At 55.1% G+C, this 23,124-nt stretch carries 20 protein-coding genes; all 20 read right to left on the reverse strand.

The window, feature by feature from the left end:
* Window positions 1–445: 445 nt before the first annotated feature.
* The 20 genes from M3223_RS05060 to clpX all read right to left on the reverse strand — a co-directional run bounded on the left by M3223_RS05060 (window position 446) and on the right by clpX (window position 23,113).
* Window positions 446–763, reverse strand: a complete 318-nt coding sequence (locus tag M3223_RS05060) for a hypothetical protein (RefSeq protein WP_251559589.1) — start codon at window positions 761–763, stop codon at window positions 446–448.
* Window positions 760–1,773 (reverse strand): TIR domain-containing protein, encoded by a 1,014-nt coding sequence (locus M3223_RS05065; protein ID WP_251559591.1) that lies wholly within the window; start codon window positions 1,771–1,773, stop codon window positions 760–762. Before M3223_RS05065 ends, M3223_RS05060 begins: the two co-directional genes overlap by 4 nt.
* Window positions 1,774–2,013: 240 nt before the next feature.
* Window positions 2,014–3,744, reverse strand: a complete 1,731-nt coding sequence (locus M3223_RS24435) for a LysM peptidoglycan-binding domain-containing protein (protein WP_251559593.1) — start codon at window positions 3,742–3,744, stop codon at window positions 2,014–2,016.
* A 230-nt stretch (window positions 3,745–3,974) separates the two neighbouring features.
* The gene (locus M3223_RS05075; protein ID WP_251559595.1) at window positions 3,975–5,093 is read right to left on the reverse strand and encodes an RluA family pseudouridine synthase; all 1,119 of its coding nucleotides are present in this window, start codon (window positions 5,091–5,093) and stop codon (window positions 3,975–3,977) included.
* Window positions 5,094–5,107: 14 nt separating this feature from the next.
* Window positions 5,108–6,433, reverse strand: a complete 1,326-nt coding sequence (hemL, locus tag M3223_RS05080; protein WP_251559597.1) for a glutamate-1-semialdehyde 2,1-aminomutase — start codon at window positions 6,431–6,433, stop codon at window positions 5,108–5,110.
* 5 nt (window positions 6,434–6,438) lie between these two features.
* Complete coding sequence (hemB, locus tag M3223_RS05085; RefSeq protein ID WP_251559599.1) at window positions 6,439–7,434, reverse strand: porphobilinogen synthase; 996 nt, start codon at window positions 7,432–7,434, stop codon at window positions 6,439–6,441.
* 151 nt (window positions 7,435–7,585) lie between these two features.
* Entirely contained in the window at window positions 7,586–9,148 is a 1,563-nt protein-coding gene (cobA, locus tag M3223_RS05090) for a uroporphyrinogen-III C-methyltransferase (protein WP_251559600.1), read from the reverse strand.
* A 1-nt stretch (window position 9,149) separates the two neighbouring features.
* Window positions 9,150–10,112, reverse strand: coding sequence for a hydroxymethylbilane synthase (gene hemC, locus M3223_RS05095; RefSeq protein ID WP_251559602.1), 963 nt, complete (start codon window positions 10,110–10,112; stop codon window positions 9,150–9,152).
* A 122-nt stretch (window positions 10,113–10,234) separates the two neighbouring features.
* Entirely contained in the window at window positions 10,235–10,855 is a 621-nt protein-coding gene (locus tag M3223_RS05100; RefSeq protein ID WP_251559604.1) for a precorrin-2 dehydrogenase/sirohydrochlorin ferrochelatase family protein, read from the reverse strand.
* Window positions 10,856–10,881: 26 nt separating this feature from the next.
* Entirely contained in the window at window positions 10,882–11,703 is an 822-nt protein-coding gene (locus tag M3223_RS05105) for a cytochrome C assembly family protein (protein WP_251559606.1), read from the reverse strand.
* A 57-nt stretch (window positions 11,704–11,760) separates the two neighbouring features.
* Window positions 11,761–13,113 carry a glutamyl-tRNA reductase gene (gene hemA / locus M3223_RS05110; RefSeq protein WP_251559608.1) on the reverse strand — a complete coding sequence of 451 codons (1,353 nt, stop codon included), beginning with the start codon at window positions 13,111–13,113 and terminating at the stop codon, window positions 11,761–11,763.
* A 294-nt stretch (window positions 13,114–13,407) separates the two neighbouring features.
* Window positions 13,408–13,806, reverse strand: coding sequence for an adenosylmethionine decarboxylase (speD, locus tag M3223_RS05115; protein ID WP_251559610.1), 399 nt, complete (start codon window positions 13,804–13,806; stop codon window positions 13,408–13,410).
* A 302-nt stretch (window positions 13,807–14,108) separates the two neighbouring features.
* Window positions 14,109–14,699: a non-ribosomal peptide synthetase module gene (locus tag M3223_RS05120; RefSeq protein WP_251559612.1), complete on the reverse strand. Its 591-nt coding sequence runs from the start codon at window positions 14,697–14,699 to the stop codon at window positions 14,109–14,111.
* A 184-nt stretch (window positions 14,700–14,883) separates the two neighbouring features.
* Window positions 14,884–15,504, reverse strand: a complete 621-nt coding sequence (gene yihA / locus M3223_RS05125; protein WP_251559615.1) for a ribosome biogenesis GTP-binding protein YihA/YsxC — start codon at window positions 15,502–15,504, stop codon at window positions 14,884–14,886.
* Complete coding sequence (gene lon / locus M3223_RS05130) at window positions 15,501–17,891, reverse strand: endopeptidase La (protein ID WP_251559617.1); 2,391 nt, start codon at window positions 17,889–17,891, stop codon at window positions 15,501–15,503. Before lon ends, yihA begins: the two co-directional genes overlap by 4 nt.
* 38 nt (window positions 17,892–17,929) lie before the next feature.
* On the reverse strand, window positions 17,930–19,633 hold the full coding sequence (gene lonB / locus M3223_RS05135; protein WP_251559619.1) for an ATP-dependent protease LonB: 1,704 nt from the start codon (window positions 19,631–19,633) through the stop codon (window positions 17,930–17,932).
* Window positions 19,634–19,746: 113 nt separating this feature from the next.
* On the reverse strand, window positions 19,747–20,319 hold the full coding sequence (locus tag M3223_RS05140) for a beta-lactamase family protein (RefSeq protein ID WP_251559621.1): 573 nt from the start codon (window positions 20,317–20,319) through the stop codon (window positions 19,747–19,749).
* A 22-nt stretch (window positions 20,320–20,341) separates the two neighbouring features.
* On the reverse strand, window positions 20,342–20,488 hold the full coding sequence (locus M3223_RS05145) for a hypothetical protein (RefSeq protein WP_251559623.1): 147 nt from the start codon (window positions 20,486–20,488) through the stop codon (window positions 20,342–20,344).
* A gap of 133 nt (window positions 20,489–20,621) precedes the next feature.
* Window positions 20,622–21,731, reverse strand: coding sequence for a flavodoxin-dependent (E)-4-hydroxy-3-methylbut-2-enyl-diphosphate synthase (ispG, locus tag M3223_RS05150; RefSeq protein WP_251559625.1), 1,110 nt, complete (start codon window positions 21,729–21,731; stop codon window positions 20,622–20,624).
* A 125-nt stretch (window positions 21,732–21,856) separates the two neighbouring features.
* Window positions 21,857–23,113, reverse strand: a complete 1,257-nt coding sequence (clpX, locus tag M3223_RS05155; RefSeq protein WP_251559627.1) for an ATP-dependent protease ATP-binding subunit ClpX — start codon at window positions 23,111–23,113, stop codon at window positions 21,857–21,859.
* Window positions 23,114–23,124: the final 11 nt, after the last annotated feature.

Genomic DNA, 23,124 nt, shown 5'->3' on the forward strand with positions numbered 1-23,124 from the left:
GCTATAGTTGGTCTCAAGTAGAAGGATTAGGCCCAGACCGACAAAAAAAGCCTTCCGCCCCTTGTATAGCAAAGGACGAAAGGCATTGGCTTCCGCGGTACCACCTTTGTTCCGCTCGCGGTCAATTGACCCGGACGGCACTTTGGCGCTGGATAACGGCTGCGGCCGGCAACGGCTGGCCGGATCGAGCTGAGCTCGCGGCATGACCATTGCAACTCCGGGGCGACCTGTACGACTTTGCAACCTGCGGACCTTCCAGCACTTTCAGTCCGCTCTCTGTAGGCGCCCGGCGCACTCTTCCCCATCCTCGTTGTTCACTAAGAATACTGGTAAATAATCAGTTCTAGTTTAACGTTGTTGGTTGCCGTAGTCAACTCGCCTTCTGTTTGAAGGAAAGATAAACAAAATCCCCTACTTCTAAATTAAGAAGCGGGGATTAATAAAGTTATCGTGCGAACGATGGCCTTCTTTTAGAAACTTTGCCGCTAACGATTTCAATATATTCTACGTCTTCTCCATCCAAAGAAGGGCCAGTAAAAAACTTAATTTCAGAATGGTTCTGCTGAACCCATCCATTACTTTTCAATGCAGCAGTTACATCTGAAACGACAATTCCCTTGTTTAACCTTTCGTCAGGCCCATAGCGAGGGACGACTTTTCCACTTAAACTTGCTTTAATTCCGGATCCTTCCTGGTGGATGTAGCTATTGCCACTGGCGGATCCTGCTGCACGAATGACGCGTTTTAATGGACGTTTATTCATTTCGAATCGCCTCCAACCAAGCTTTGAATTGTCACTAGCAGATCATCATTCTCCTCAACAATTCCTTTCAGTTGCTCTGCAGTAAGCTCAATTTTGCCGGAAAAGTGGACAGACAAAACATGTTCTGTTCCTAAAGGATAGCATAGAACATGTACAGCAGCAATCTCACGCCGGCCAAAAAACGTCCATTCTCCTGTGTTGTATACTCGTAGAACGATGATATGCTCTTCATCCGATTTCTTCTCATTATTAGCTAGTATGTGAAAGCTTCTACCTCTTCCCACATTTCCGCCCACTTGTACAAGATCATCGTTTATCCGTTTCCATAGTGCAGCGCCTAATGTTCTGTAACCGCTAGGAGGTAAAATGGAATTCCGAATAGCTTCGGCATAAGCCGAGTAACGTTGGGTAGAATCTGAAGTGTTAATGTTTCTAATATATTCCCAGAAAAACTGGAGCACACTTTCCTTGCGCTGAATGAGTGTTTCACTCTGTGCAATAATTTCATGTCTTTGCTTGAAGAGCCCTTCTTTTGAAACCGATTCCAAAATTTTACCACACGATACATCTACAGCTGCGGCTAGCCTCTCATGATCAGTATATCTCAGCAATGTTAGACCTTGAAGGTCTGAAGGGAGATGGAAGGATGCTGGTTCAGCCCCTGTTACTTCGGGAAGAGATTTCTGAGTCGGAATCAGACAAAATACCCTATTTCTTCCTAGTCTTCCCCAAAACAACCCCATTTCAAATAAGGTATTATCTCGAGTAACAAAAAATAATTCGTTCCGAATTGATGCAATATCCTCTGCAGCAAAAATGAAAACACCAAAATCATTTCCATCAAGTTCTCTTTCCAATGATTCCATAGAATAATCATTTGCCCTAAAAGATCCTGCATACCATGGATTAACTTCCATAAACATTTCTAGTTGTTCGCAAACAGCGCGAGCATAAGGAATAGCTTCACGAGAGCTCCCGATGAATACCCTAGACTTGCGAATTAATTTCATAAGCCTATCCCCTTTGAAAAAATCCATCACTGTAATTACCAGTATACAGTTACCCTGCTTTTTAAGGAAAGTTTTAACATATAAATTGTATATGAGCAAAACAGAAAAAAACGCCCCTCCGGCTTAGCCGGGGGACGCGTATGAATTCAGCCGGGCCTGGGACAGCAGGCGCCTGGGTATTGCCGTATGGCGTTGCCTCAGAGGTCCGAGGCCGCCCTCTCAACCTGGGAATCCCTCTAATCAAGGGATATAGAGCACCTGGCCTTCGGAGACACTTCCGTCGGCTAAGCGGTTGTGAAGAGCGATTTCTCTCGCTTGAAGCTGATAGCGGTCCGCTATGAGCTCAAGTGTTTCTTCCCGCTGTACGATGCACATTTTCACTTTGCGGAAAGCACTCTCATCGCTGGCTCTGGACAGAAAGAGAGACTGCCATTCAACCTCTTCCGCAGGAACCGCAGCGGACGCCTCCTGCTGCTGCTGGCGGTTTCGCTCAGCTGCCTGGCGCTGCTCCTGCTCGCGGCGGCTTCTGCCGATCAGCGATGTTATTCCGTCGCCTGCTTCCTGCTGAGGCGGGGCCGGGCTGCGCTTGGCGCCGACGGCGATGCGAAGCTCCTGGCGCTCCGGCTCCTGAGGCTGCTCCGCCGCAAATGCCGAGGCGTAGGCGGATTGGCCGGAAGATTCCGGCTGATCAGCGGAACCGGTCGCATTCGCCGCAGCCTCGGCTGAAGCCTCTCTTGCGCCGCTGGCGGCCGGCTCATCAGCCGACGGACGGTCGTTAGCCGCAGGCTCCTCGGAAGCCGGCTCGGCTGCTTCAGCCGCAGGCTCCGGTTCCTGCGTGCCCTGCGGCCTTCCGTACAGCACCGCCGCCGGCTCGGCTTCCTCTTGCCCGGCATTTGAGCTGCTGGCTGAGGAAGAGAGACTGCTATAAGCGCTGAATGACGCCCAGGATACCGGCTTTTCGCTGTACGCTTCCGGCTGGTTATCCGGCGGCTGCTCAAAAGATTGGCGCTGCTGCTCAAATTCAGCAGCCGGCTCGGCTTCCTCCTGCTGCGTGAATTCATCCTGTTCCTCTTCCTCTTCCTGACGCTGAAGAGCAATCCAGTCCGGCTGATCCGTTTGCTGGCGCTGATATTCCGGTTCCGGCGGCTGTTCATCCTGACGCGGCAGCCCAGGCCACTGATCAAAGGAGGGCTGCTGATACTGCTGCGCGTCCGCCGACTGAAGCGGCGCCAAATAGGTTGGCGGTCCGGCCGGGAAATCGTCTTGGGCGCGCGGCGTGCCAAGCTGCGTCCAGCCTGCAGCATACTGATACGGCTCGTTTAGCGCAGCCTCCATCGGATCAACGTTATCTTCATACTCTGATGAAGAGGCTGGCCGGTAGTCTTGCTCTGCCGCCGTTTCTTCCTCATCCTCGCTGCCGGAGACATTCGGATAAGCCGCTTCAGTCCCCGCGTAAGCTGCTTGCTGCGGCTGCTCCTCTTCTTCCTGCTCTAGCTCCAAGTAGCGGAACGAGGATATGTCTCCCGTAGGCTGCGGCTGAGCTTCCGGGCGGTGAACGGCCGTAAACGGCTCCTCCTGCCACCCGGCCTGCTCCTCGGCGGCAGGCTCAACGCGAAATCCTGTTAACGATAATACCCCGGTAATATTAAGCGTTCGGGAGGAAAGCAGGTCGACATCAAAGTTGTCGATCTCCACCGAAATATCCTCCAGACTTTCGATGCGGTTCATCGGAAGCGTAATTTCTACCGGAATCCCATGCTCCATCGTCTGCACGTTATCCGCACGATCCGCCGTCCGATATACGCCGCTCAGCTGCAGCTGGCCCCGCAAAATCGCCTGTTCTCCCTGCTGAATGACCTGGATGCGGGGAACGAGCTCGATTTCTTCCAGCTCTTCAATTGCCGCGACTTCCTCCGGCAAATGCACGCGCTCGTAGACGTCAAAGCGCAGCCCTTGCGATTGTCCGCTCACGCTAAAGCCTCCCTTCCCTTGCTGATGCTTGGGCAAATACGATTACTCCCTACCATCTATATGGCAGGGAGTCCGGCAGCATGACTACTTTGCGGGAAGAGCTTTCTTTAGCGGCGGGCGGCAGCGCTCTAACACCCCATCCCGAAAAAGCAAAAAAGAGCAGAACCGCCAGGCAAATGTTCGCCTGTCGGATCTGCTCTGCAAAATACTTGTCCCAGTACTGATTTATATTAAATCGGGCTGCCGCCGAGACGCTCCAGCAATCGGCTGAAGTCGGGCGGAAGCGGGCAATCGACGCTCATCATCGTTCCGGTCCACGGATGACAGAACTCCAGCTTCCGGCCATGCAGCGCCTGCCGCTGCAGCAGCTGCACCGAGCCGCCGTACAGCGCGTCTCCAATGAGCGGATGGCCGGCATGGCTCATATGAACCCGGATCTGGTGGGTACGCCCGGTCTCAAGCGTGAGCTCGACCAGCGCAGACTGCGGCCATGCTTCCATCACCTTATAACGGGTGACGGCATGGTCTCCGCCGGGCGATACGCGCCGCCTTGCCGCATGATGCCGGTCGCGGCCGATCGGAGCATCTATGACGCCGGAGCTCGGTCGCGGTACGCCGTGCACGGCCGCCCAGTAAATACGGCCGATGTTTTTATCACGCATCGCTGCGTCCAGCAGCTGCTGGGCCAGATCGTTTTTGGCATATAACACAGGTCCCGACGTCTCATCGTCCAGCCGGTGAATATGCCGCACAGGCAGCGGATCGTCCGCCGCAACACAGCGGCATGCCGCCGCCTCGTCGAGCGTCGCCGGCGCGGCAAGCTGCGCGCTGCCTGCAGCCTGGGCTGCAGCTGCTGGGCCTCGCCGTTCCTGCGCAGATTCGCGCCGCTTTCCTGCCTCGGCTCCGCTCCTGGCAGGGCCGGCCGGAGCCCCGCTGCCGTGCACCGCCATTCCGGCCGGTTTATTCAATACGAGGCACCAGTCGTCCTCGTACAGCGTCTCCGGCCACTCCGCGGCATAACCGCCGCCGCTTGCCGCCAACAGCGTCCGCGCGCGGCGAAGCAGCGGATCGGCGGCTGAATCCGCCGCCGGAAAAGCCCTCAGCTGCAGTGCGGGCTGCTCTTCCTGCCCGTCGCTCCAGCGAATGCCTCCGGTGGATAACAGCGCGCCAAGCCATTTTGCCGGCCATAATCCAAGCTCCATCAGCTCCAGCCGCACCCCATGCGGATGCAGGCCATGCTTCAGGCGGCTGCTCTCGCGGGCGGCTCCTTTGTCATCCAGAAGGAGCGGCACAACGAGCCATTCCCCGCGCCGAAACGCCGTTTTAAGGTCAAGTCCGCTGCCTTCCATACGCTTCTCCAACGTTATAAACGGCGCAGCGCTTCACGATTCGCTTCAATCGTGCGGTCGATCAGCTCCGGCGTATGCGAAGTGGAGACGAACATGCCCTCGTACTGCGAAGGAGCAATGCTCACCCCAAGTTCAAGCATGGAGCTGAAGTAACTGCGGAAGCGGCCTAAATCGCTGGCTTGAGCCGTTTCAAAGTTAATGACATGCTGCTCGTTGAAAAACGGGCATACCATGGAGCCGACACGGTTGATCGTAACCGGAACGCCTGTTTCGCGCGCATTGTCCTCAAAGCCAGCCTGCAGCCGCACCGACAGCCGCTCCAGCAGCTCGTACGCCTCCGGCGTCATCAGGCTGAGCGTTGTATATCCCGCAGCCATCGCCAGCGGATTGCCCGACAGCGTGCCCGCCTGATAGATTGGTCCGGCAGGAGCCATGCGCTCCATAATGTCGCGGCGTCCGCCGTAAGCGCCAACCGGCAGGCCTCCGCCGATGACTTTGCCAAGACAGGTCAGATCCGGCGTAATGCCGTACAGCCCTTGCGCACAGTTATAGTGAACGCGGAAGCCGGTCATAACCTCGTCGAAAATAAGCAGGCTGCCGAACTGCGTCGTTACGTCGCGCAGCCCTTGCAGGAAACCCGGCAGCGGCGGCACAACGCCCATATTGCCCGCAACCGGTTCAACAATGATACAAGCAATCTGCTCTCCGAATTTCTCAAACGCCAGCTTGACCGATTCCAAGTCGTTGTACGGGACCGTAATAGTATGCGAAGCGACCGTTTCCGGCACGCCGGGACTGTCCGGAAGGCCCAGCGTTGCAACGCCGGAGCCGGCTTTGATGAGCAGGCTGTCGGCATGTCCATGGTAAGAGCCTTCGAATTTTAAAATCTTGCTTCTGCCCGTGTATCCGCGCGCAAGACGCAGTGCGCTCATCGTCGCTTCCGTGCCGCTATTGACCATTCGCACGATATCGCAGGATGGCACGCGCTCGCATACAAGCTTGGCCATTTCCGTTTCCAGCAGCGTCGGAGCGCCGAAGCTGGTGCCTTTTTCAGCCGTACGTTTGATGGCTTCGACAACCTTGGGATGGGCATGGCCCACAATGAGCGGCCCCCATGAGCCGATGTAATCGATGTATTGATTTCCATCAATGTCATGTACAATCGGTCCCTCGCCGCGCTCCATGTACGCCGGAGTCAGTCCGACGGATTTGAAGGCGCGAACAGGGCTGTTGACGCCGCCGGGAATATACTGCTTGGCCTCTTCAAAGGCGGAGCTGGACTTAGTATCGTCCTTCCGTCCAAAAGCCCCCATGTTTGTCTTTTCCGTAAACTCGCTCATCAGCCTTAAACCTCCCTTAGCCACCGCGCCGCATCCTTGGCGTGGTACGTAATGATCAGATCCGCTCCAGCGCGTTTCATGCCAAGCAGCGTTTCCAGCACGATTTTTTGCTCGTCGACCCAACCGTTGGCAGCCGCCGCCTTAACCATCGCATACTCGCCGCTGACGTTGTAAGCGACCAGCGGCAGATCGAAGTTTTCCTTCAATGCGCGCACAACATCCAGGTAAGCTAGAGCCGGCTTGACCATGAGCATGTCCGCGCCTTCGGCTACGTCCGTATCCGCCTCGCGCAGTGCTTCGCGGAAGTTGGCCGGGTCCATCTGATACGATTTGCGGTCACCGTACTGCGGCGCGGAATGAGCAGCCTCGCGGAACGGTCCGTAGTAAGCGGAGGCGTATTTGACGGAGTAGGACAGAATCGGAATATCATGAAAGCCGGCTTCATCCAGTCCGGCTCGGATGGCTCCAACAAAGCCGTCCATCATATTGGACGGAGCGATAACATCGGCACCAGCTTCCGCTTGGGACACGGCTGTACGGATGAGCAGCTCCAACGAAGGGTCATTGTCGACCTCAGCATCGCCGGTCTGTTCGTTTTGGCGCACGATGCCGCAGTGTCCGTGATCGGTGAATTGGCACAGGCAAGTATCGGCCATAACGATCAGCTCCGGCGCCCACTCCTTTATTTTGCGGGTAGCTTGCTGCACAATACCGCTGCTGTCATAGGCTGAGGTGCCTGTTTCATCCTTATGCTCGGGAATGCCAAACAGCATGATCGATGGAATTCCGAGTGACACGATATCGCGAATTTCCGCCTCCAGACGGTCCAGCGAGTAACGGAAAACGCCCGGCATGGAGGAAATTTCCTCCTCTTTATTTGCTCCGTGAATGACATATACCGGATAGATGAAGTCGTTGGCCGACAAAACCGTTTCGCGCACCATGGAACGCAGCACCGAAGTACGGCGCAGACGGCGGTGCCTTACGAGTGGGAAAGTCATACATACAGCCTCCTTAAAATAAATCGCGTTAGCATTCATACATAAGCTTACGGCGGCATTTATTCAGCAAAATGCGCACTCAGGCCGCAAAACCGCAGTGCTCAAAAAAGGCGGCGGCAGCATGCCGCCGCCTTTCCCGCGGACTCAATCGTTAATGATCCTGCTGCTCCAAACGGCGCCCAGCCATCCGCAGCGCAAGCGAAGCGGCCAGCGACTCCATCGTCGCCTCTTCCGGCTGCACGGTCGGTTCTAACCCCGCCTCGCGGGCGGTTTGCGCCGTTATCGGGCCGATTACGGCAATTTCACAGCCGGCCAGCAGCTTTTGCGGATCGGTTTCACCAGCGCGGCGAAGCATTTCCAGCAGATTGGTTACCGTCGAGGAGCTCGTAAACGTAACCGCCTGCACCCGGCCTTCGCGCAGGCACTCTAGAGCATAATCGTCCTGCTCTTCAGGCAGCAGCGTGTCATATAACGTCAGCGCGTCCGTTTGCAGTCCGCGCCGCTCCAAATCCCGCTGCAGCGTGCCGCGGGCGAGCGCGCCTTTTACGAACAGAGCCTTCTGTCCGGGCTGCAGCAGATGATCCAGATGATCCAGCATTCCTTCCGCTTGAAAAGATCCCGGCAGCGCCTCGACCTGCAGCCCCTTCTCTTGCAGCGCTTGACGCGTCTTGGGGCCAACGGCTGCAATACGGGCTTGATGGAATTTGCGGATATCGCCGCCGGCTTCCGTCAGACGCCGGAAAAAATGCTCTACGCCGTTGACGCTCGTGAAAAACATCCACTGATATCCGCCAGCCTGCTCGAGAGCCGCTTGAAAAGACTCATCGACTTCCGCTCCAGACAAAACAACCGTCTCGATGACCGGAAATTCGCAGGGCTCTCCGCCCATCTCTTCTATGAGATCGGACAGCGTACCGGCCTGATCGCGGGAACGGGTGACGAGCACACGGCAGCCGAACAGCGGCTTGCGCTCATACCACTGCAGCGTTTCACGCTGTTTAACAACCTCACCGACAACGATAACGGCCGGCGGCTTAAAACCAGCAGCCTCCACTTTGTCCGCAATATCCCCGAGCGTGCCGGTCAGCGTCCGCTGCTCCGGCCTCGTTCCCCAGCGGACGAGCGCTACAGGAGTTCCTGGGTCGCGGCCGTGTTTAATCAATTGTTCGCTGATATAACTGATTTTGGCAACGCCCATCAAAAACACAAGAGTTCCCGTAGCATTCGTAACCTTGTCCCAGTAAATGCTCTGATCCAGCTTATCCGGGCTCTCATGACCGGTTATAACGGAAAAGGATGAGGCATGATCGCGGTGTGTTACCGGCATGCCGGCATAGGCAGGCACGGCAATGGCCGATGTAATTCCCGGCACAATTTCGAATGGAATGCCATGCTCGGCAAGCAGCCCGGCCTCCTCTCCGACACGGCCAAAAATCGTCGGATCGCCGCCCTTTAGACGGGTGACAATTTTGCCCTGCAAAGCAAGATCAACCAGCAGCTGGTTGATCTCCTCCTGCTTCATCGTATGGCGGTCAGGCAGTTTGCCGACGTAGATCTTTTCGGCGCCCGGCTTCAGCTTGCGCAGCAGCCTTGGACTTGCCAGACGGTCATATACAACAACGTCGCTGCGGGAAAGCAGTTCCATTCCCCGCACCGTAATAAGCTTGGGGTCTCCCGGCCCCGCGCCGACCAAATAAACGATCCCCTTTGACATGTCAGCCCCCGATGTCCGCTAAAATGCGGTCCGCTCCTTGATCGCGAAGCGCTTCCGCCACTTCCAGACCAAGCTGCTCCGGATTTCGTCCGCTGCGAATTTCTTTTAGAATAGTCGATCCATCCGGGGTTCCTACCATTCCCGTCAGCATAAACAGAGGACCTTGCTCGTCCCGTTCGGTAATAACGGCAAACGCGCCGATTGGAATCTGGCAGCCGCCATTAAGAGCCCCGAGAAACGTCCGCTCCGCCCTTACGGTCTGCTCCGTGTCCGCGTCATTCAGAAGAGCAAGCAGCTCACAAACCTCGGCGTCGTTGCCGCGGCATTCAATGCCGAGCGCACCTTGTCCAACTGCAGGCAAGCAAATGTCCACGCCGATTGGCGCGCTCATGCGGTCTTCCCAGCCCATCCGCTGTAAACCGGCAGCAGCCAGTACGATGGCATCAAGCCCTTCCGTCTCCAGCTTGCGAATGCGGGAATCAATGTTGCCGCGAATAGAGCGAATGTCCAGATCCGGCCGAAAAGCTTTCAGCTGGCTTGCGCGCCGCAGGCTGCTCGTGCCAACTGCCGCACCGCGCGGCAGCTCCTCAATACCGCCTCCGCTGCGCGTAATGAGGCAGTCCCTTGGATCAACCCGCTTCGGCACCGCGCCGTTAATCAAGCCCTCGGGGAGCTCGGACGGCATGTCCTTCATACTGTGCACGGCCAGATCGATTTCCCCGTCAAGCAAAGCCTGTTCAATTTCTTTAACGAACAGCCCTTTGCCTCCTACCTTGGACAAGGTGACGTCGAGAATCCGGTCGCCCTTTGTCACAATTTTGCGGATTTCGAATTGATAATTCAGCCCGTGTTTTTCGCTGAGCTGCTTAAGCGCATCTATGACCTGGCCCGTCTGGGTTAACGCCAGCGCGCTTTGCCGCGTACCGACGACAATGGTGCGGTATTCCGCAGATTCATGCAACATGCTGCTGACCCTCCTGTATGAGAACTCTACTCTACCGATTTATTGCTCACAGACTTCTTAGAGGCTCGGTGAAAACGGGCCGCTCCGCCAATGATCAGCCCTCCGATTCGTGGTACAGCACTCTACTGACGCTTATCTTCGGCGTCCCGACTCCTGCCGTCCGCGGCCCAATCCGCTAGCCGCCTTGCTTCCGCTCGAAGCCGCTCCCGGCGTTCGGCAGCAGGCATTCCCTCATCGTGCAGCCTGCGGCGCAGCTCTCCCATTCGCTTCACTGCTTCTTCATAACGCGAATGCCCGTAAAGAAGCTCCAGCTCCTCGCGCACAACAGCAGCCAGCGCTGGAGCCTCTCCTCCCGTATGTGCCGTAAGCAGCAAACCGCCGCTTCGCACCGCCGCAGAGGAGGTGAAGCTTCCCTGCTGACCGCTAGATGCATCGCTGAACAGCGACCCTGCCGCTTCGGCCTGGAAACCGACCATCCGGTTCACGCTGTCCTTATCGGTTGCGGCAATAACGAGAAACCGGCCTTCGGCGTCCCCGTCTTCATAGTCTCGGTGCAGGAGCGACAGCCTTCCTTCCGCCCCAAGTGTTAACAGCGCCGTCGTGAATGTTGGACTGACCGCCGTAAGCCTGTCCGCTCCGCCCTCCAGCAGTGCAAGCGCCTTGCGTTCAGCGACCCCGCCTCCCCCGACAATGAGGCAATCTCTGCCCTGCAGCCTAAGCACGACAGGATAACCTTCCATCATGAAGCGCCTCCTCATTAAGAATGGGGTCAGGACCAGCGGTGAAAATCCGATATCGGATTAATCATCGTATTCAGCACAAGCAGAGCAAAACAGATCAGATTCCAGCGTGCAGCTTCCATGCCGGGTTTATGCTGAACCGCTCTTTTAAACAGATAAAAACCGTAAAAGATCAGCGCCACAAAGGAGGTAATGACTTTCCAGTCAAACAGATAATTCAGCCTGTCCTCCACAATGACCGAAGAAACGGCTACCGACAACGAAAGCGCCAGCAAAGGCACGCCGATTAGCACCAGCCTGTACGAGAAACGGTCAAGCTGGTCAAGACTGGGCAGCCTTGCCAGGGAGCGGCTCCATTTGCGCGATTTCAGCCTTCCATGCAGGAACAGGTACATGCCTGAGAACACGGCGGCAATCGCCAGAGCGGCGAAGGAACAGAGCACAAGGCTGATATGTAAAATGAGCAGCTCCTGCGCCAGCTTCCACGGCTCAAGCGGAATTTCGGAATTCTGATTGCTGAACAAATTCAGCGCCAAAACGCTGAAGCCAATCAAATTAACGAGAAAAACGATGAATTCAATCCGGAAAAACCGGCTTATCACAAGAGATGCGGTAAGCAGCAGCCAGGAGACGCCCAGCCAATATTCAAACCGCGAGAACAACGTCATGTCCATATGCTCCCAAATCCGCTCAAGCACAAACGCAGTTTGCAGTACCCATACGAACACAAGCAGCCCTGCGCCCATCCGCTTCGCTCTCCGGTTCGCATCGACGAAGTCCGAGAAGTAAAACAGAAGGCTCAGGGCGTATATATACAAAATCGTATCATATAACCAGTATGTGGTGGCCATTGCGCCCTCCTGTCCTAATAAAGATGCAGGGCTAGACCGCGGTGCGGCCGGCGAAGCTTAAGGCGTCACGACCGCGAGTGTGGATTTGACTCCGCCCGTGCGGGCGGCGGAGGGGTCGCCTTTTGCAGCTTCCGGCTCCGATGCAGGCTCCTCCAGGGCAAACAGCTTGGCGAACAGCTCCATGGCCTCGTCCGCCTTTCTCTCGCCCGCCAGCTCTTTAATTCCGTGAATCGGATCTTGAACCATCTGATTCAGCATGCTTTTGGTCAGCTTCTGAATGACCTTGAGCTCCCGATCATCCAGTCCGGGGAGCTTTTTGGAAAGGCTGTCCATCGTCTGGCGATGAATGTCATCCGCTTTTTCCTGAAGGGAACGAATGAGCGGAACGACCCCAAGCGTGCGGTACCATTGATGGAACTCGTCCAGCGTGGAAGCGATCATCAATTCGATTTTTTCGGCTTCCTGACGGCGGTGCTCCAGATTCGTTTCCACAATGCCCTCCAGATCGTCAATATCATAAAGGAATACGTTATCGACCGAAGCAATGCCCGGGTCCAAATCGCGCGGCACAGCGATATCGATCATAAACATCGGACGCGAACGCCGGCGCTGCATAGCCGCTGCAACCTGTTCACGGCGAAGCACGTAACCGGAAGCGCCAGTAGAGCTGATAATAATATCCGCTTCATGAAGCCTCCGCTGCGCCTCTTCCATCGAACACGGAATGCCGTTAAATTTCTCTGCCAGCTCTGCCGCCCGGTCAAAGGTACGGTTGACGACAAACACACGATCCGCTCCGTTGGAGTAGAGATGTTTGGCCGTAAGCTCGCTCATTTTGCCCGCGCCGATAATCATGACCGTTTTGCGGTTGAACTGGCCGAAAATACGCTTGCCGAGTTCAACGGCCGCATAACTGACCGACACAGCCGACTCGCCGATCGACGTCTCGGAATGAGCGTTTTTCGCCAGCGTAACCGCCTGTTTGAACAGCATATTAAAAATCGTGCCGGTCGCCCGCTTTTGCTGGGAAAGCAGCCACGCATTGCGCACCTGCCCCAGAATTTGCGTTTCGCCGATGACCATGGAATCCAGACCGCTCGTAACACGGAATAAGTGCTCGATCGCCCGGTCATCCTCGTACATATATAAATGATTGGTGAAGTCCTGACGCGGCAGGCGAAACCACTGCTCCATGAAGGAGCGGATATGGTGCGCGCAGAGCTGATGGCGATCCACGATCGCATACAGCTCCGTCCGGTTACAGGTCGCGACGATGACACATTCAAGAATGCTAGGGGTCGCTTTCAGCGCCTCGACGGCGCGCGGAAGCTCCTTGTCCGAAATCGCGAATTGCTCGCGCACCTCAACCGGAGCTGTCCGGTAATTAAGACCGACCACAACAATGTGCATGTGACATCACCGCCTTCCCATAAAGGTTCGTTCACTAGTATAGCATAGTTCGACAAGCACATTTGACACGATTTATGACGGAATTTTGAAGGCCGCCCTCATCCGGACAGCACTCTGTTACGATTCCACCATTAGTGTTGACCCGTTGCTGGCTTTCTATTCCACGGTTGGAATAGGACAGCATTTATCCCATATTCGACACCGGTCAACCTGCTTCGCCACAAGCGCTTGCGGTTCGTTCAAAAAAAATAACCATGGGAGACCCCATGGTTATTTGTACAGAGTTCCGGTCTATTAAACCAGTTCGGTTGCTTTCATTTCCGGCTCTACGACTTGAAGCTCGCCCATTCCGCGGATCAGCTTCTTGGCGTGAGTTGTTTTAGGCTTCAGAACAGCCAGCATATAATCGATCGCAAGCTGCGGATCCACCGTCTCGCCGCAGGTGTAACAATCAAGCGCGGCAAAGCCTTTTTCTGGATACGTGTGAATCGAGAGATGGCTCTCTGATAAGAGTACCAGTACCGTTGCGCCTTGAGGTTCAAATTGCTGAGCTTGAACCGAGAGCACAGATGCGCCGCATGCTTCCGCCGCCTCTACCATGTGGGCTTGCAGAAACTCTGCCTTGTTAATGAGTTCAAAATCTACTCCCCAAGCATCAACCGCAACATGTCTTCCGAAAGTTGAGTATTCCATCTTCCGGTTCCCCCTTCCTAGGAATAAAATGATTAAAAATTTCATCCGCTAGGACCTACGTCATTCACTTCCCGAGGGATAACTCTCTCTCGCAACATATCCATGTCCTGAGTGAATCCTGGTTCCTATATTGGGTTTTTTCAACGAAATTAAAAATAACATCTATCCCATTGAATTGCAACCTTTTTTTCGGTAAAGGATTGATTGAGCGCACCCGTTTTTCTTATGAGCATTAAAATGAAAAGGACCGCCTTCTGAAAAGGCGGTCCAAAGCGGGTCTAGATGTTTCGAAATCCGAAAAACTAAGCCTCTAAAGCAAACAGCCGGCTGGACATCTCGGACAACTGCAAATCAATCTTTTGTTTGTCCTCATCTGTACCCGCAGCAATCCGCTGATCAAGCAGCCGGTTAACCGCCCGCTTCAGCCAGTCAATCTCGTTCTCGACCGTATTCATGCGGAACGTGCGCTCCATCTCGCCCAGCGTATCCTTGAACTGGTACACGACACGGGAGCCCGCATCATTCTGTTCCGTAATGCGCTGAACCGCACCGGCCTGATAATGGTAAGTCATCGTATAATGGCTGTAAATCCGATTGACGACCGCGTCGCCCTTGAATGCCGACACAACCTTGCGCATAACATTGGTCAGCGCTGGCTGCGTAATCCGGCAGGACCACTCGCAAATAAACTGGCCGTCTTCCTGCTGAAAAACAAAGCGGACCTTTTCCCTCCCTGCGTTGTCTTCGAGAACCGCCTCTTGGCTGCCGTTTTCAAGAACCATGACGCTAAAGCGCACTTGCTGCTCCTTGATAAAACGGAAAAAACGGGTCATCTCATCACGGGTCAGTTGCAGTTTGGCATGAACATATTCGGTGGCTATCCGCTGAGCCATATGAATCTCCTCAATTCTTTGTTTTGAAAAAGGGACGCTGCAGCTTGCAGGCTAAAATTTACTTTCTTACTACCATTATACGTGATTTAGCGCGCCGTTTCCTGCCAGCCGCCTCTGATAATCAGCCGAATTTTAGAATTATCCGCTGCCAGCCGCGATTGGACCGAATCAGAATACAGTTTCCTTACGATTCCGTCATTCCTTGCTGCTCTTCGCTCGCAAATCCGGCCGAATCCTTAATTACATCCCATAGTTCTTCTCTTCCCATACCCGTTTCGGAGGAGAATAAAACGAGACGGTCGCGGGCATCTGCGCCAAGCGTCGTTTTAACGGCTTTTTTGTGCTTCTCCCATTGGCTTTTCGGAATTTTGTCCGCTTTTGTGCACACAATGCACATCGGAATCCCATAATGCTTAAGCCAGTTGAACATCAGCACATCGTCCTTGGACGGATCATGCCTAATATCGATGACATGCAGAACCAGCTTCAGCTCTTCCCGGTTTTGCAAATAACGTTCGATCATTTTCCCCCACGCTTCGCGCTCCGTTTTGGACACTTTGGCATAACCGTATCCCGGAAAATCGACGAAATACACCGCTTCATTCACGCGGTAATAGTTGAGCTGCTGGGTTTTTCCCGGCTGGGAGCTTGTCCTCGCCAAATTTTTGCGGAGAATCAGCTTATTGATGAGCGAGGACTTGCCAACGTTGGAACGCCCTGCCAGAGCAATCTCCGGCAAGGCGTCACTAGGATATTGATGCGGTTGAACCGCACTGATAATAAATTCGGCATTCGTTATTTTCATAAAATCGGCGTACCTGCTTTCTCTTCGTTCACATCGCCGCTTGCGTCTTCCGCCGGAGCGCCTTTCGGCAGCAGCGCGTGCTTCAGCACTTCATCCATATGAGCCACGGGCACAAATTCCATATCGCCCCGCACGCTGTCCGGAATATCGCGCAGATCCCGCTCATTATCGGCCGGAAGCAGCACCTTGCGTATGCCGGCGCGATGCGCGGCCAGCGACTTTTCTTTCAGTCCGCCAATCGGCAGCACTCTGCCGCGCAGCGTAATCTCTCCCGTCATCGCAACGGTTTTGCTAACCTTGCGGCCCGTAAGAGCAGAAATAAGCGCCGTTGCCATCGTAATGCCGGCAGATGGGCCGTCCTTAGGGATTGCTCCCTCCGGTATGTGGATGTGGATGTCATTTTTCTCGTGGAACTGCGGGTCAAGCTCCAGCTCCTCCGCCCGGGAGCGGGTGTAGCTGAACGCCGCCTGCGCAGACTCCTTCATCACGTCGCCAAGCTTGCCGGTAAGCGTCAGCTTGCCAGTGCCCGGAAGCACCGTCACCTCAATAACCAAGGTGTCTCCGCCGACCTCGGTCCAGGCCAGGCCCGTCACCGCGCCGATCTGATCTTCAGCCTCGGCAAGCCCGTAGCGGAACTTAGCCGGTCCCAGCCATTCCTTGAGCAGCGGCACATCGACGTTAAGCGATCCGCTGTCCGGCTCCGAAACAAACCGTTTGGCGGCTTTCCGGCAAATAGAAGCGACCTGCTGCTCCAGATTACGTACGCCGGACTCGCGGGTATACTCGCGAATCAGCGCCATCAGCGCCTCTGGCTCCAGCTCCAGCTGCTCCTCCTGCAGCCCGTGCTCCCGCTTCTGCTTTGGCAGCAGGTAGCGGCGGGCGATCTGCTGCTTTTCCAGCTCCGTATAACCCGGAATATACAGCACTTCCATCCGGTCCAGCAGCGGACGCGGAATGTTATGCAGCGCATTCGCCGTCGTTACGAACATAACGGAGCTCAGATCAAACGGCGTTTCAATAAAATGGTCGCTGAACGTGCTGTTCTGCTCAGGATCCAATACCTCAAGCATGGCGGATGCGGGATCGCCCCGGAAATCCGATGCCATCTTGTCGATCTCATCAAGCAAAAACACAGGGTTCATCGAACCGGCCGTTTTCATGCCCTGAATAATTCTTCCCGGCATAGCGCCGACATAGGTGCGGCGATGGCCGCGAATTTCCGCCTCGTCGCGCACGCCGCCAAGCGAGATCCTTACGAACTCGCGGCCCAGCGACTTCGCAATCGAACGAGCCAGCGACGTTTTGCCGACGCCAGGAGGGCCGACGAGACATAGAATCGGACCTTTCAGCTTGCGGACCAGCTGCTGGACAGCCAAATACTCCAGCACCCGTTCCTTTGGCTTCTCCAGTCCGTAATGATCCTCTTCCAGCACTTCCTCGGCCTTTGCCAAGTCCAGATGATCTTCGGTCTTTTTGCTCCATGGAAGCGATAACAACCAATCGATATAATTGCGGATGACGCCGCCCTCAGCGGAGGACGCCGGCATTTTTTCGAGACGGTCGATTTCCTTGACAACCTTCTCTTTTACTTTTTCGGGCAGCTCCGCACTTTCCATCTGAGCCCGCAGCTCTTCCACCTCGCCGGCGCGGCCTTCGCGGTCGCCAAGCTCCTTCTGGATCGCCTTCATCTGCTCGCGGAGGTAATACTCCTTCTGGGTTTTCTCCATCTGTTTTTTGACGCGCTGGCTGATTTTACGCTCCAGCTCCAGCACCTCGCGCTCGTTGCCGAGCAGATCCAGCAGCTTCTCGAGACGGGCTTTCACATCGACCGTCTCCAGAATCTCCTGTTTGTCCTTGATTTTGAGCGACAGATGGCTGGTAATCACATCGGCGAGCCGCCCTGGCTCGTCGATGTCGGAAACAGCGGCATGCGTCTCCGGGGTCACCTTTTTGGACAAGGTGATGTAATGCTCGAATTGACTCAATACCGTACGCATCAGCGCATCGATCTCGGGATCGGTGGATTCCTCCTCCGGAAGCTCGATGATTGAAACCTCATAAAATTCCTCTTCCGGTAAATAATCCTGAATCTCCGCCCGGGTTACGCCCTCGACGAGAACGCGGATCGTACCGTTAGGCAGCTTGAGCATCTGCCGCACCTTGGCAATGGTGCCAATCCGGTAAATATCCTCCTCTGTCGGCTCTTCAATGTTGACCTCCGACTGGGAACACAGCAAAATCATATGATCATCGAGCATAGCCCGATCGAGCGCCTTGACGGACTTATCTCTTCCTACGTCGAGATGTAGCACCATGCTGGGGTAAACAAGAAGGCCCCGCAGAGGGAGCAGCGGCAGTCGACGGCCTCTTCCTTTGGAAGGTCCCATGCCAATTCCTCCCACCTTAAGATAGTCTTCCTATTGTATCATTCTCGGGAATCCGCCTGCAAATAAGGAACTTGCGGCGTCATGAACAAATCTGCGATTTGCGGCAGCTCCTGCGCCTCATCGAGCTTGCTCTCTCCAGGAAACAGATCGCTGAAAATTTCCTCGACACGATCGACGGCGATGACCTTAAGGCCGTTCAGGTCGGCAAAAATAGCCTGCCAGTTATCCTTCGGAATGTAGACGGTAAGCGCTCCGGCTTGAAAAGCGGCTTCTACCTTCGCCAGCACTCCGCCGACCGGCTTAACGTTGCCGTGAATGCCGACCTCACCCGTCATGGCAATCGTGTGATCAACCGGAATACCGCGAATAGCCGAGGTAATCGCCGTCGCCATCGCCACGCCGGCGGACGGCCCGTCAATCGGCGTGCCTCCAGGGAAATTGATGTGCAGATCGTAGTCCTGCGGACGAAGCCCTGTACGGCGGAGCATCGTGATGACGTTTTCCACCGAGCCTTTAGCCATGCTTTTGCGGCGCAGCGTGCGCTGTCCGCCGCCCAGCTCCTCTTCGTCCACAACGCCGGTAATCGTGAAGCTTCCTTTGCCCGCTGCGGTCGGGATAGCGCTGACCTCAATTTCCAGCAGCGTGCCCATGTTCGGTCCGTATACGGCAAGGCCGTTTACGAAGCCAACCTGCGGAGCGGACGGAACTTTGCGGTCCGGGCGCGGCGGAATCTGGCTGCTGTTGACGACCCACTCAATATCGGCCGCGCTAATCGTTTCACGCTTCTCGGAAAGAGCGAGTCCAGCCGCCAGTTGTATAATATTAACCGCTTCGCGTCCATTTGTAGCATAACGTTTCACGACGCCAACTGCTTCCGGGCACGGAGCAAAGCCGATTTTTTTGACGGCATTGTCGGCGATTTCGGCGATTTCCTCCGGCAGCAGCGGCCGGAAATAGATTTCCATACACCTCGATCTAAGCGCGGGAGGCAGCTCCTGCGGCGAACGGGTCGTTGCCCCGACAAGCCGGAAATCGGCGGGCAGGCCATTTTGAAAAATATCATGGATGTACATCGGAATGTTGGGGTCCTCGGAGTGATAGTAGGCGCTCTCCAAATAAACTTTGCGGTCCTCTAACACCTTTAACAATTTATTCATCTGAATCGGGTGTAATTCACCGATCTCGTCAATAAAAAGCATGCCGCCATGTGCTTTGGTCACTGCGCCTGGTTTAGGCTGCGGAATCCCGGCAACACCCATTGCACCCGCTCCCTGATAGATCGGATCATGAACGGAGCCGATTAACGGATCGGCAATGCCCCGCTCGTCAAAGCGGGCTGTCGTAGCGTCAATTTCCGTAAATTTGGCCTCGGCCAAAAACGGTGAAGTCGGATTTTTCTTCGCCTCTTCAAGCACAACGCGCGCCGCAGCCGTTTTCCCTACCCCCGGCGGACCATAAACGATAACATGCTGAGGGTTGGCGCTGCACAAAGCCGCCTTCATCGCCCTTAATCCGTCGCGCTGCCCGACGATGTCGTTCATCGTTTGCGGGCGCGTTTTCTCAGCCAGCGGCTTGGTCAAGGAAATCGAACGAAGCTTGCGCAGCTTATCCATTTCCTTGCGCGACTCCTTGTCTACAGCCGTTTTGTTCGTGCGCTGGCTGCGCAGCATATTCCAAAAGTACACCCCGATTACGACTGCGAAAAATACCTGCACCAGCATCAAAAATAAACTTAATGTCATGCTCATCCGCTCCTCTCAAGCTACCGGAATAAAAGACCCATACCGGATAGTATTGCCTGTACCGGCAGGAGTTAGTCGTTTCGGAAGCAATTCGGGGAAACGTTGAGCAAAATTTAATTCCGGTACAACATCCGCCCGAGCTCCGCCCCAAGCAGATCGGCGGACATCGGCTTCAGGCCGATTAACGGGGCAAGCTGGCTGATAACGGACGGCCCGCGATTCGACAGCACCACAAGTCCGGCTTCATGCTGCGGATTAAAGGAAATGAAGCTGCTGGAGCCGTAGGTACCGCCGTTATGCCAATACGTCCGGCTGCCGTCCGCTTCGGAACGGATAATCCAGGCATAGGCAAGCGCGGTTCCTTTGCCGAAGTTCTCCAGCTCCTGCTGCGAAGCCTTTAGCGCGCGTAAAACAGTTTCACCAGCGTCTGCGGATTGACCTGCCATTGACGGCTGTTCCGTTTCCGACGGCTCCGCTGAAGAAGGCTGCGCATGCGGCCCGGCCGCTGCCGCTTCAAGCTGGGCTTCGACATACCGAAGCATATCGGCGGCTGATGAACATACCGCCCCTGCGCCGTCCATCGCTTCCGTGAACGTCCAATGTTTGGCTGGAGCGCCGGAGCTGCGATAGACCGGCAGCACTTCCCCGGCGGCTCCTTCCGGAGCCCCGACTGTTGTGAGGTTCATTCCTAACGGCCCAAAGAGCCGCTTATGCAGCAGCTGCTGCAGCGGCACCAGCGACCCGGGTCAGCAGCAAGCCGAGCAAGCCAAACCCGTAATTGGAATAAGACATCGGCGCTTTCGTTTTCAGCGTCTTTTCGGCCTTCTGTTTCAGCAGCTGCATGATTCCGTCCATACGGGAACCCTCCTGTCAAAGATTCTTATTTAAATGCAGCCTCTGTTCCACCATTCTCCGAATCATCCGCAAGCTAAATCCAGACCTATGCAAAAAAACCGTTCAGCCCAAATGGCGGAACGGTTCCTAAGTGTTATGCCGGCAAATGCTCTTTACGACCCGGAATTTCTCCCGTTTCCTCAAACACCCGGACGATCTCGTCGATTTCTTTTTTGAGCTCGGACAGCAGCTCTGCCTCAGGCACTTTGCGAATCATCTCTCCGTAGCGGAAAAGCATACCTTCGCCGCGTGCGCCGGCGATGCCGATGTCGGCCTCGCGCGCTTCACCAGGGCCGTTGACTGCGCAGCCGAGCACCGAAACTTTAATCGGCACTTTGATCTTCGAAATGTACTCCTCCACTTCGTTCGCGATGGAGAACAGGTCGATGTCAAGACGTCCGCAGGTCGGACAGGAAATGAGCGTCGCCGCATTCGTGATCAGGCCGAACGTTTTGAGCAGCTCCCGCGCAACCTTTACTTCCTCGACCGGATCTGCGCTAAGCGAGATGCGCACCGTGTTGCCGATGCCCATTGCCAGCAGCGCGCCGATACCGGCGGAGCTTTTAATCGTGCCGGAATGCAGAGTGCCCGCCTCGGTAATGCCAAGGTGAAGCGGATACTTGATTTTCTCCGCTGCCATGCTGTACGCAGCAATTGCCATTGGCACATCAGAAGCTTTTAAGGAAACGATAATATCGTGGAAATCCAGCTCTTCCAAAATGCCAATGTGGAACAAGGCGCTCTCTACCATGGCCTCCGGCGTCGGATAGCCGTATTTCTCCAGCAGATGGTTCTCCAGCGAGCCGGCATTAACGCCAATTCGAATCGGAATGCCCTTCTCTTTACATGCCTTAACGACGGCTTCTACCTTCTCGCGCCGTCCGATATTGCCGGGATTAATGCGGACCTTGTCGACGCCGTTCTCAATTGAAAGAAGCGCTAGACGATAATCGAAATGAATGTCTGCAACAAGCGGAATATGAATGCGGCTTTTAATTTCCTTGATTGCTTCAGCCGCTTCCTTATTGTTGACCGTCACACGCACGACCTGGCAGCCAGCTTCCTCAAGACGGAGAATTTCGGCAACGGTCGCTTCCACATCTGCGGTTTTGGTCGTACACATACTCTGGATGATTACTTCGTTGCTGCCGCCGATGGTCAGATTTCCGACGCGGACGGGGACAGTATCCTTGCGAGAATACATAAACGTCATCTCTCCCTATGAAATGCCAAAGTCCACCCCATCCCGGCTGGTCAAAAGCCGGGTAAGGTGGAACGATGACGGGTTTGACGGTGCAGCCGTCATCCTATGCCGTTAAAGCGTTAAGATCAGGCGCTCTCTTCTTTTTTCTTGCCTTTTTTGGCGGTAAGCTCAGGAATTACTTTATCCTGCACAACCTTTTCGGTAATGACGCAGGTGCTGAGCTCCTCGCGGGAAGGCGCCTCGTACATAATCTCCAGCATAATGCCTTCGATAATGGCGCGCAGGCCGCGGGCGCCGGTGTTGCGCTTAATCGCTTCCTTCGCAATTGCATCAAGAGCCTCGGCTTCAAACTCCAGCTTGACGTTGTCCATCTCAAGCATCTTCTGGTACTGCTTTACCAGAGCGTTTTTCGGCTCGGACAGAATGCGGACAAGCGCAGCTTCGTCAAGCGGCTCCAACGTCGAGATGACTGGAAGACGTCCGACGAACTCCGGAATGAGACCGAATTTGAGCAAGTCCTCCGGCAGTACCAGAGACAGGTACTCGCCCGCCTTCATATCTTTTGTGCCATCGCCGCCGGTGTTGAAACCGATGACTTTTTTGCCGATACGCCGTTTGATGATCTGCTCAAGGCCGTCGAATGCACCGCCGCAGATGAACAGAATATTCGTCGTATCGATTTGAATGAACTCTTGGTGAGGATGCTTACGTCCGCCTTGCGGTGGAACGGAAGCGACCGTGCCCTCGAGAATTTTGAGCAATGCCTGCTGCACGCCCTCGCCCGATACGTCGCGCGTAATGGACGGGTTCTCGGATTTACGGGCTACTTTATCGATTTCGTCGATGTAGATGATGCCGCGTTCAGCCTTCTCCACATCGTAATCGGCAGCTTGAATCAGCTTCAGCAAAATGTTCTCGACGTCTTCGCCCACGTAACCGGCTTCCGTCAAGGAAGTTGCGTCGGCAATCGCAAACGGAACATTGAGGATTTTGGCCATCGTCTGCGCGAGCAGCGTTTTGCCGGAGCCCGTAGGGCCGACCAGCATAATGTTACTCTTCTGCAGCTCAACGTCCTCAAGCTTGTTCTGCGAATTGACCCGCTTGTAGTGGTTGTAAACCGCTACGCTCAGGGATTTCTTCGCCGCCTCTTGGCCGATAACGTAGGAGTCCAAAATCGCCCGGATATCTTTTGGCTTTGGAATGTCCTTGAGGTCAAGCTCTTCCTCATGTCCAAGCTCCTCTTCCACGATTTCCGTGCAGAGCTCGATGCATTCATCGCATATATAAACGCCAGGACCTGCTACGAGCTTGCGGACCTGGTCCTGAGACTTACCGCAAAAAGAGCACTTCAATTGGCCCTTCTCTTCGTTGAATTTAAACACTGGATCACCCC

Origin of the sequence: Paenibacillus pasadenensis (genome assembly GCF_023715725.1) — a bacterium.
Classification (GTDB): domain Bacteria; phylum Bacillota; class Bacilli; order Paenibacillales; family Paenibacillaceae; genus Paenibacillus_O; species Paenibacillus_O pasadenensis_A.

Coding starts and splice junctions, on each gene's coding strand:
- M3223_RS05060 (WP_251559589.1), bottom strand. CDS start 763: ATGAATAAACGTCCATTAAAACGCGTCATTCGTGCAGCAGGATCCGCC.
- M3223_RS05065 (WP_251559591.1), bottom strand. CDS start 1,773: ATGAAATTAATTCGCAAGTCTAGGGTATTCATCGGGAGCTCTCGTGAA.
- M3223_RS05075 (WP_251559595.1), bottom strand. CDS start 5,093: ATGGAAGGCAGCGGACTTGACCTTAAAACGGCGTTTCGGCGCGGGGAA.
- hemL (WP_251559597.1), bottom strand. CDS start 6,433: ATGAGCGAGTTTACGGAAAAGACAAACATGGGGGCTTTTGGACGGAAG.
- hemB (WP_251559599.1), bottom strand. CDS start 7,434: ATGACTTTCCCACTCGTAAGGCACCGCCGTCTGCGCCGTACTTCGGTG.
- cobA (WP_251559600.1), bottom strand. CDS start 9,148: ATGTCAAAGGGGATCGTTTATTTGGTCGGCGCGGGGCCGGGAGACCCC.
- hemC (WP_251559602.1), bottom strand. CDS start 10,112: ATGTTGCATGAATCTGCGGAATACCGCACCATTGTCGTCGGTACGCGG.
- M3223_RS05100 (WP_251559604.1), bottom strand. CDS start 10,855: ATGATGGAAGGTTATCCTGTCGTGCTTAGGCTGCAGGGCAGAGATTGC.
- M3223_RS05105 (WP_251559606.1), bottom strand. CDS start 11,703: ATGGCCACCACATACTGGTTATATGATACGATTTTGTATATATACGCC.
- hemA (WP_251559608.1), bottom strand. CDS start 13,113: ATGCACATTGTTGTGGTCGGTCTTAATTACCGGACAGCTCCGGTTGAG.
- speD (WP_251559610.1), bottom strand. CDS start 13,806: ATGGAATACTCAACTTTCGGAAGACATGTTGCGGTTGATGCTTGGGGA.
- M3223_RS05120 (WP_251559612.1), bottom strand. CDS start 14,699: ATGGCTCAGCGGATAGCCACCGAATATGTTCATGCCAAACTGCAACTG.
- yihA (WP_251559615.1), bottom strand. CDS start 15,504: ATGAAAATAACGAATGCCGAATTTATTATCAGTGCGGTTCAACCGCAT.
- lon (WP_251559617.1), bottom strand. CDS start 17,891: ATGGGACCTTCCAAAGGAAGAGGCCGTCGACTGCCGCTGCTCCCTCTG.
- lonB (WP_251559619.1), bottom strand. CDS start 19,633: ATGACATTAAGTTTATTTTTGATGCTGGTGCAGGTATTTTTCGCAGTC.
- M3223_RS05140 (WP_251559621.1), bottom strand. CDS start 20,319: ATGAACCTCACAACAGTCGGGGCTCCGGAAGGAGCCGCCGGGGAAGTG.
- M3223_RS05145 (WP_251559623.1), bottom strand. CDS start 20,488: ATGGACGGAATCATGCAGCTGCTGAAACAGAAGGCCGAAAAGACGCTG.
- ispG (WP_251559625.1), bottom strand. CDS start 21,731: ATGTATTCTCGCAAGGATACTGTCCCCGTCCGCGTCGGAAATCTGACC.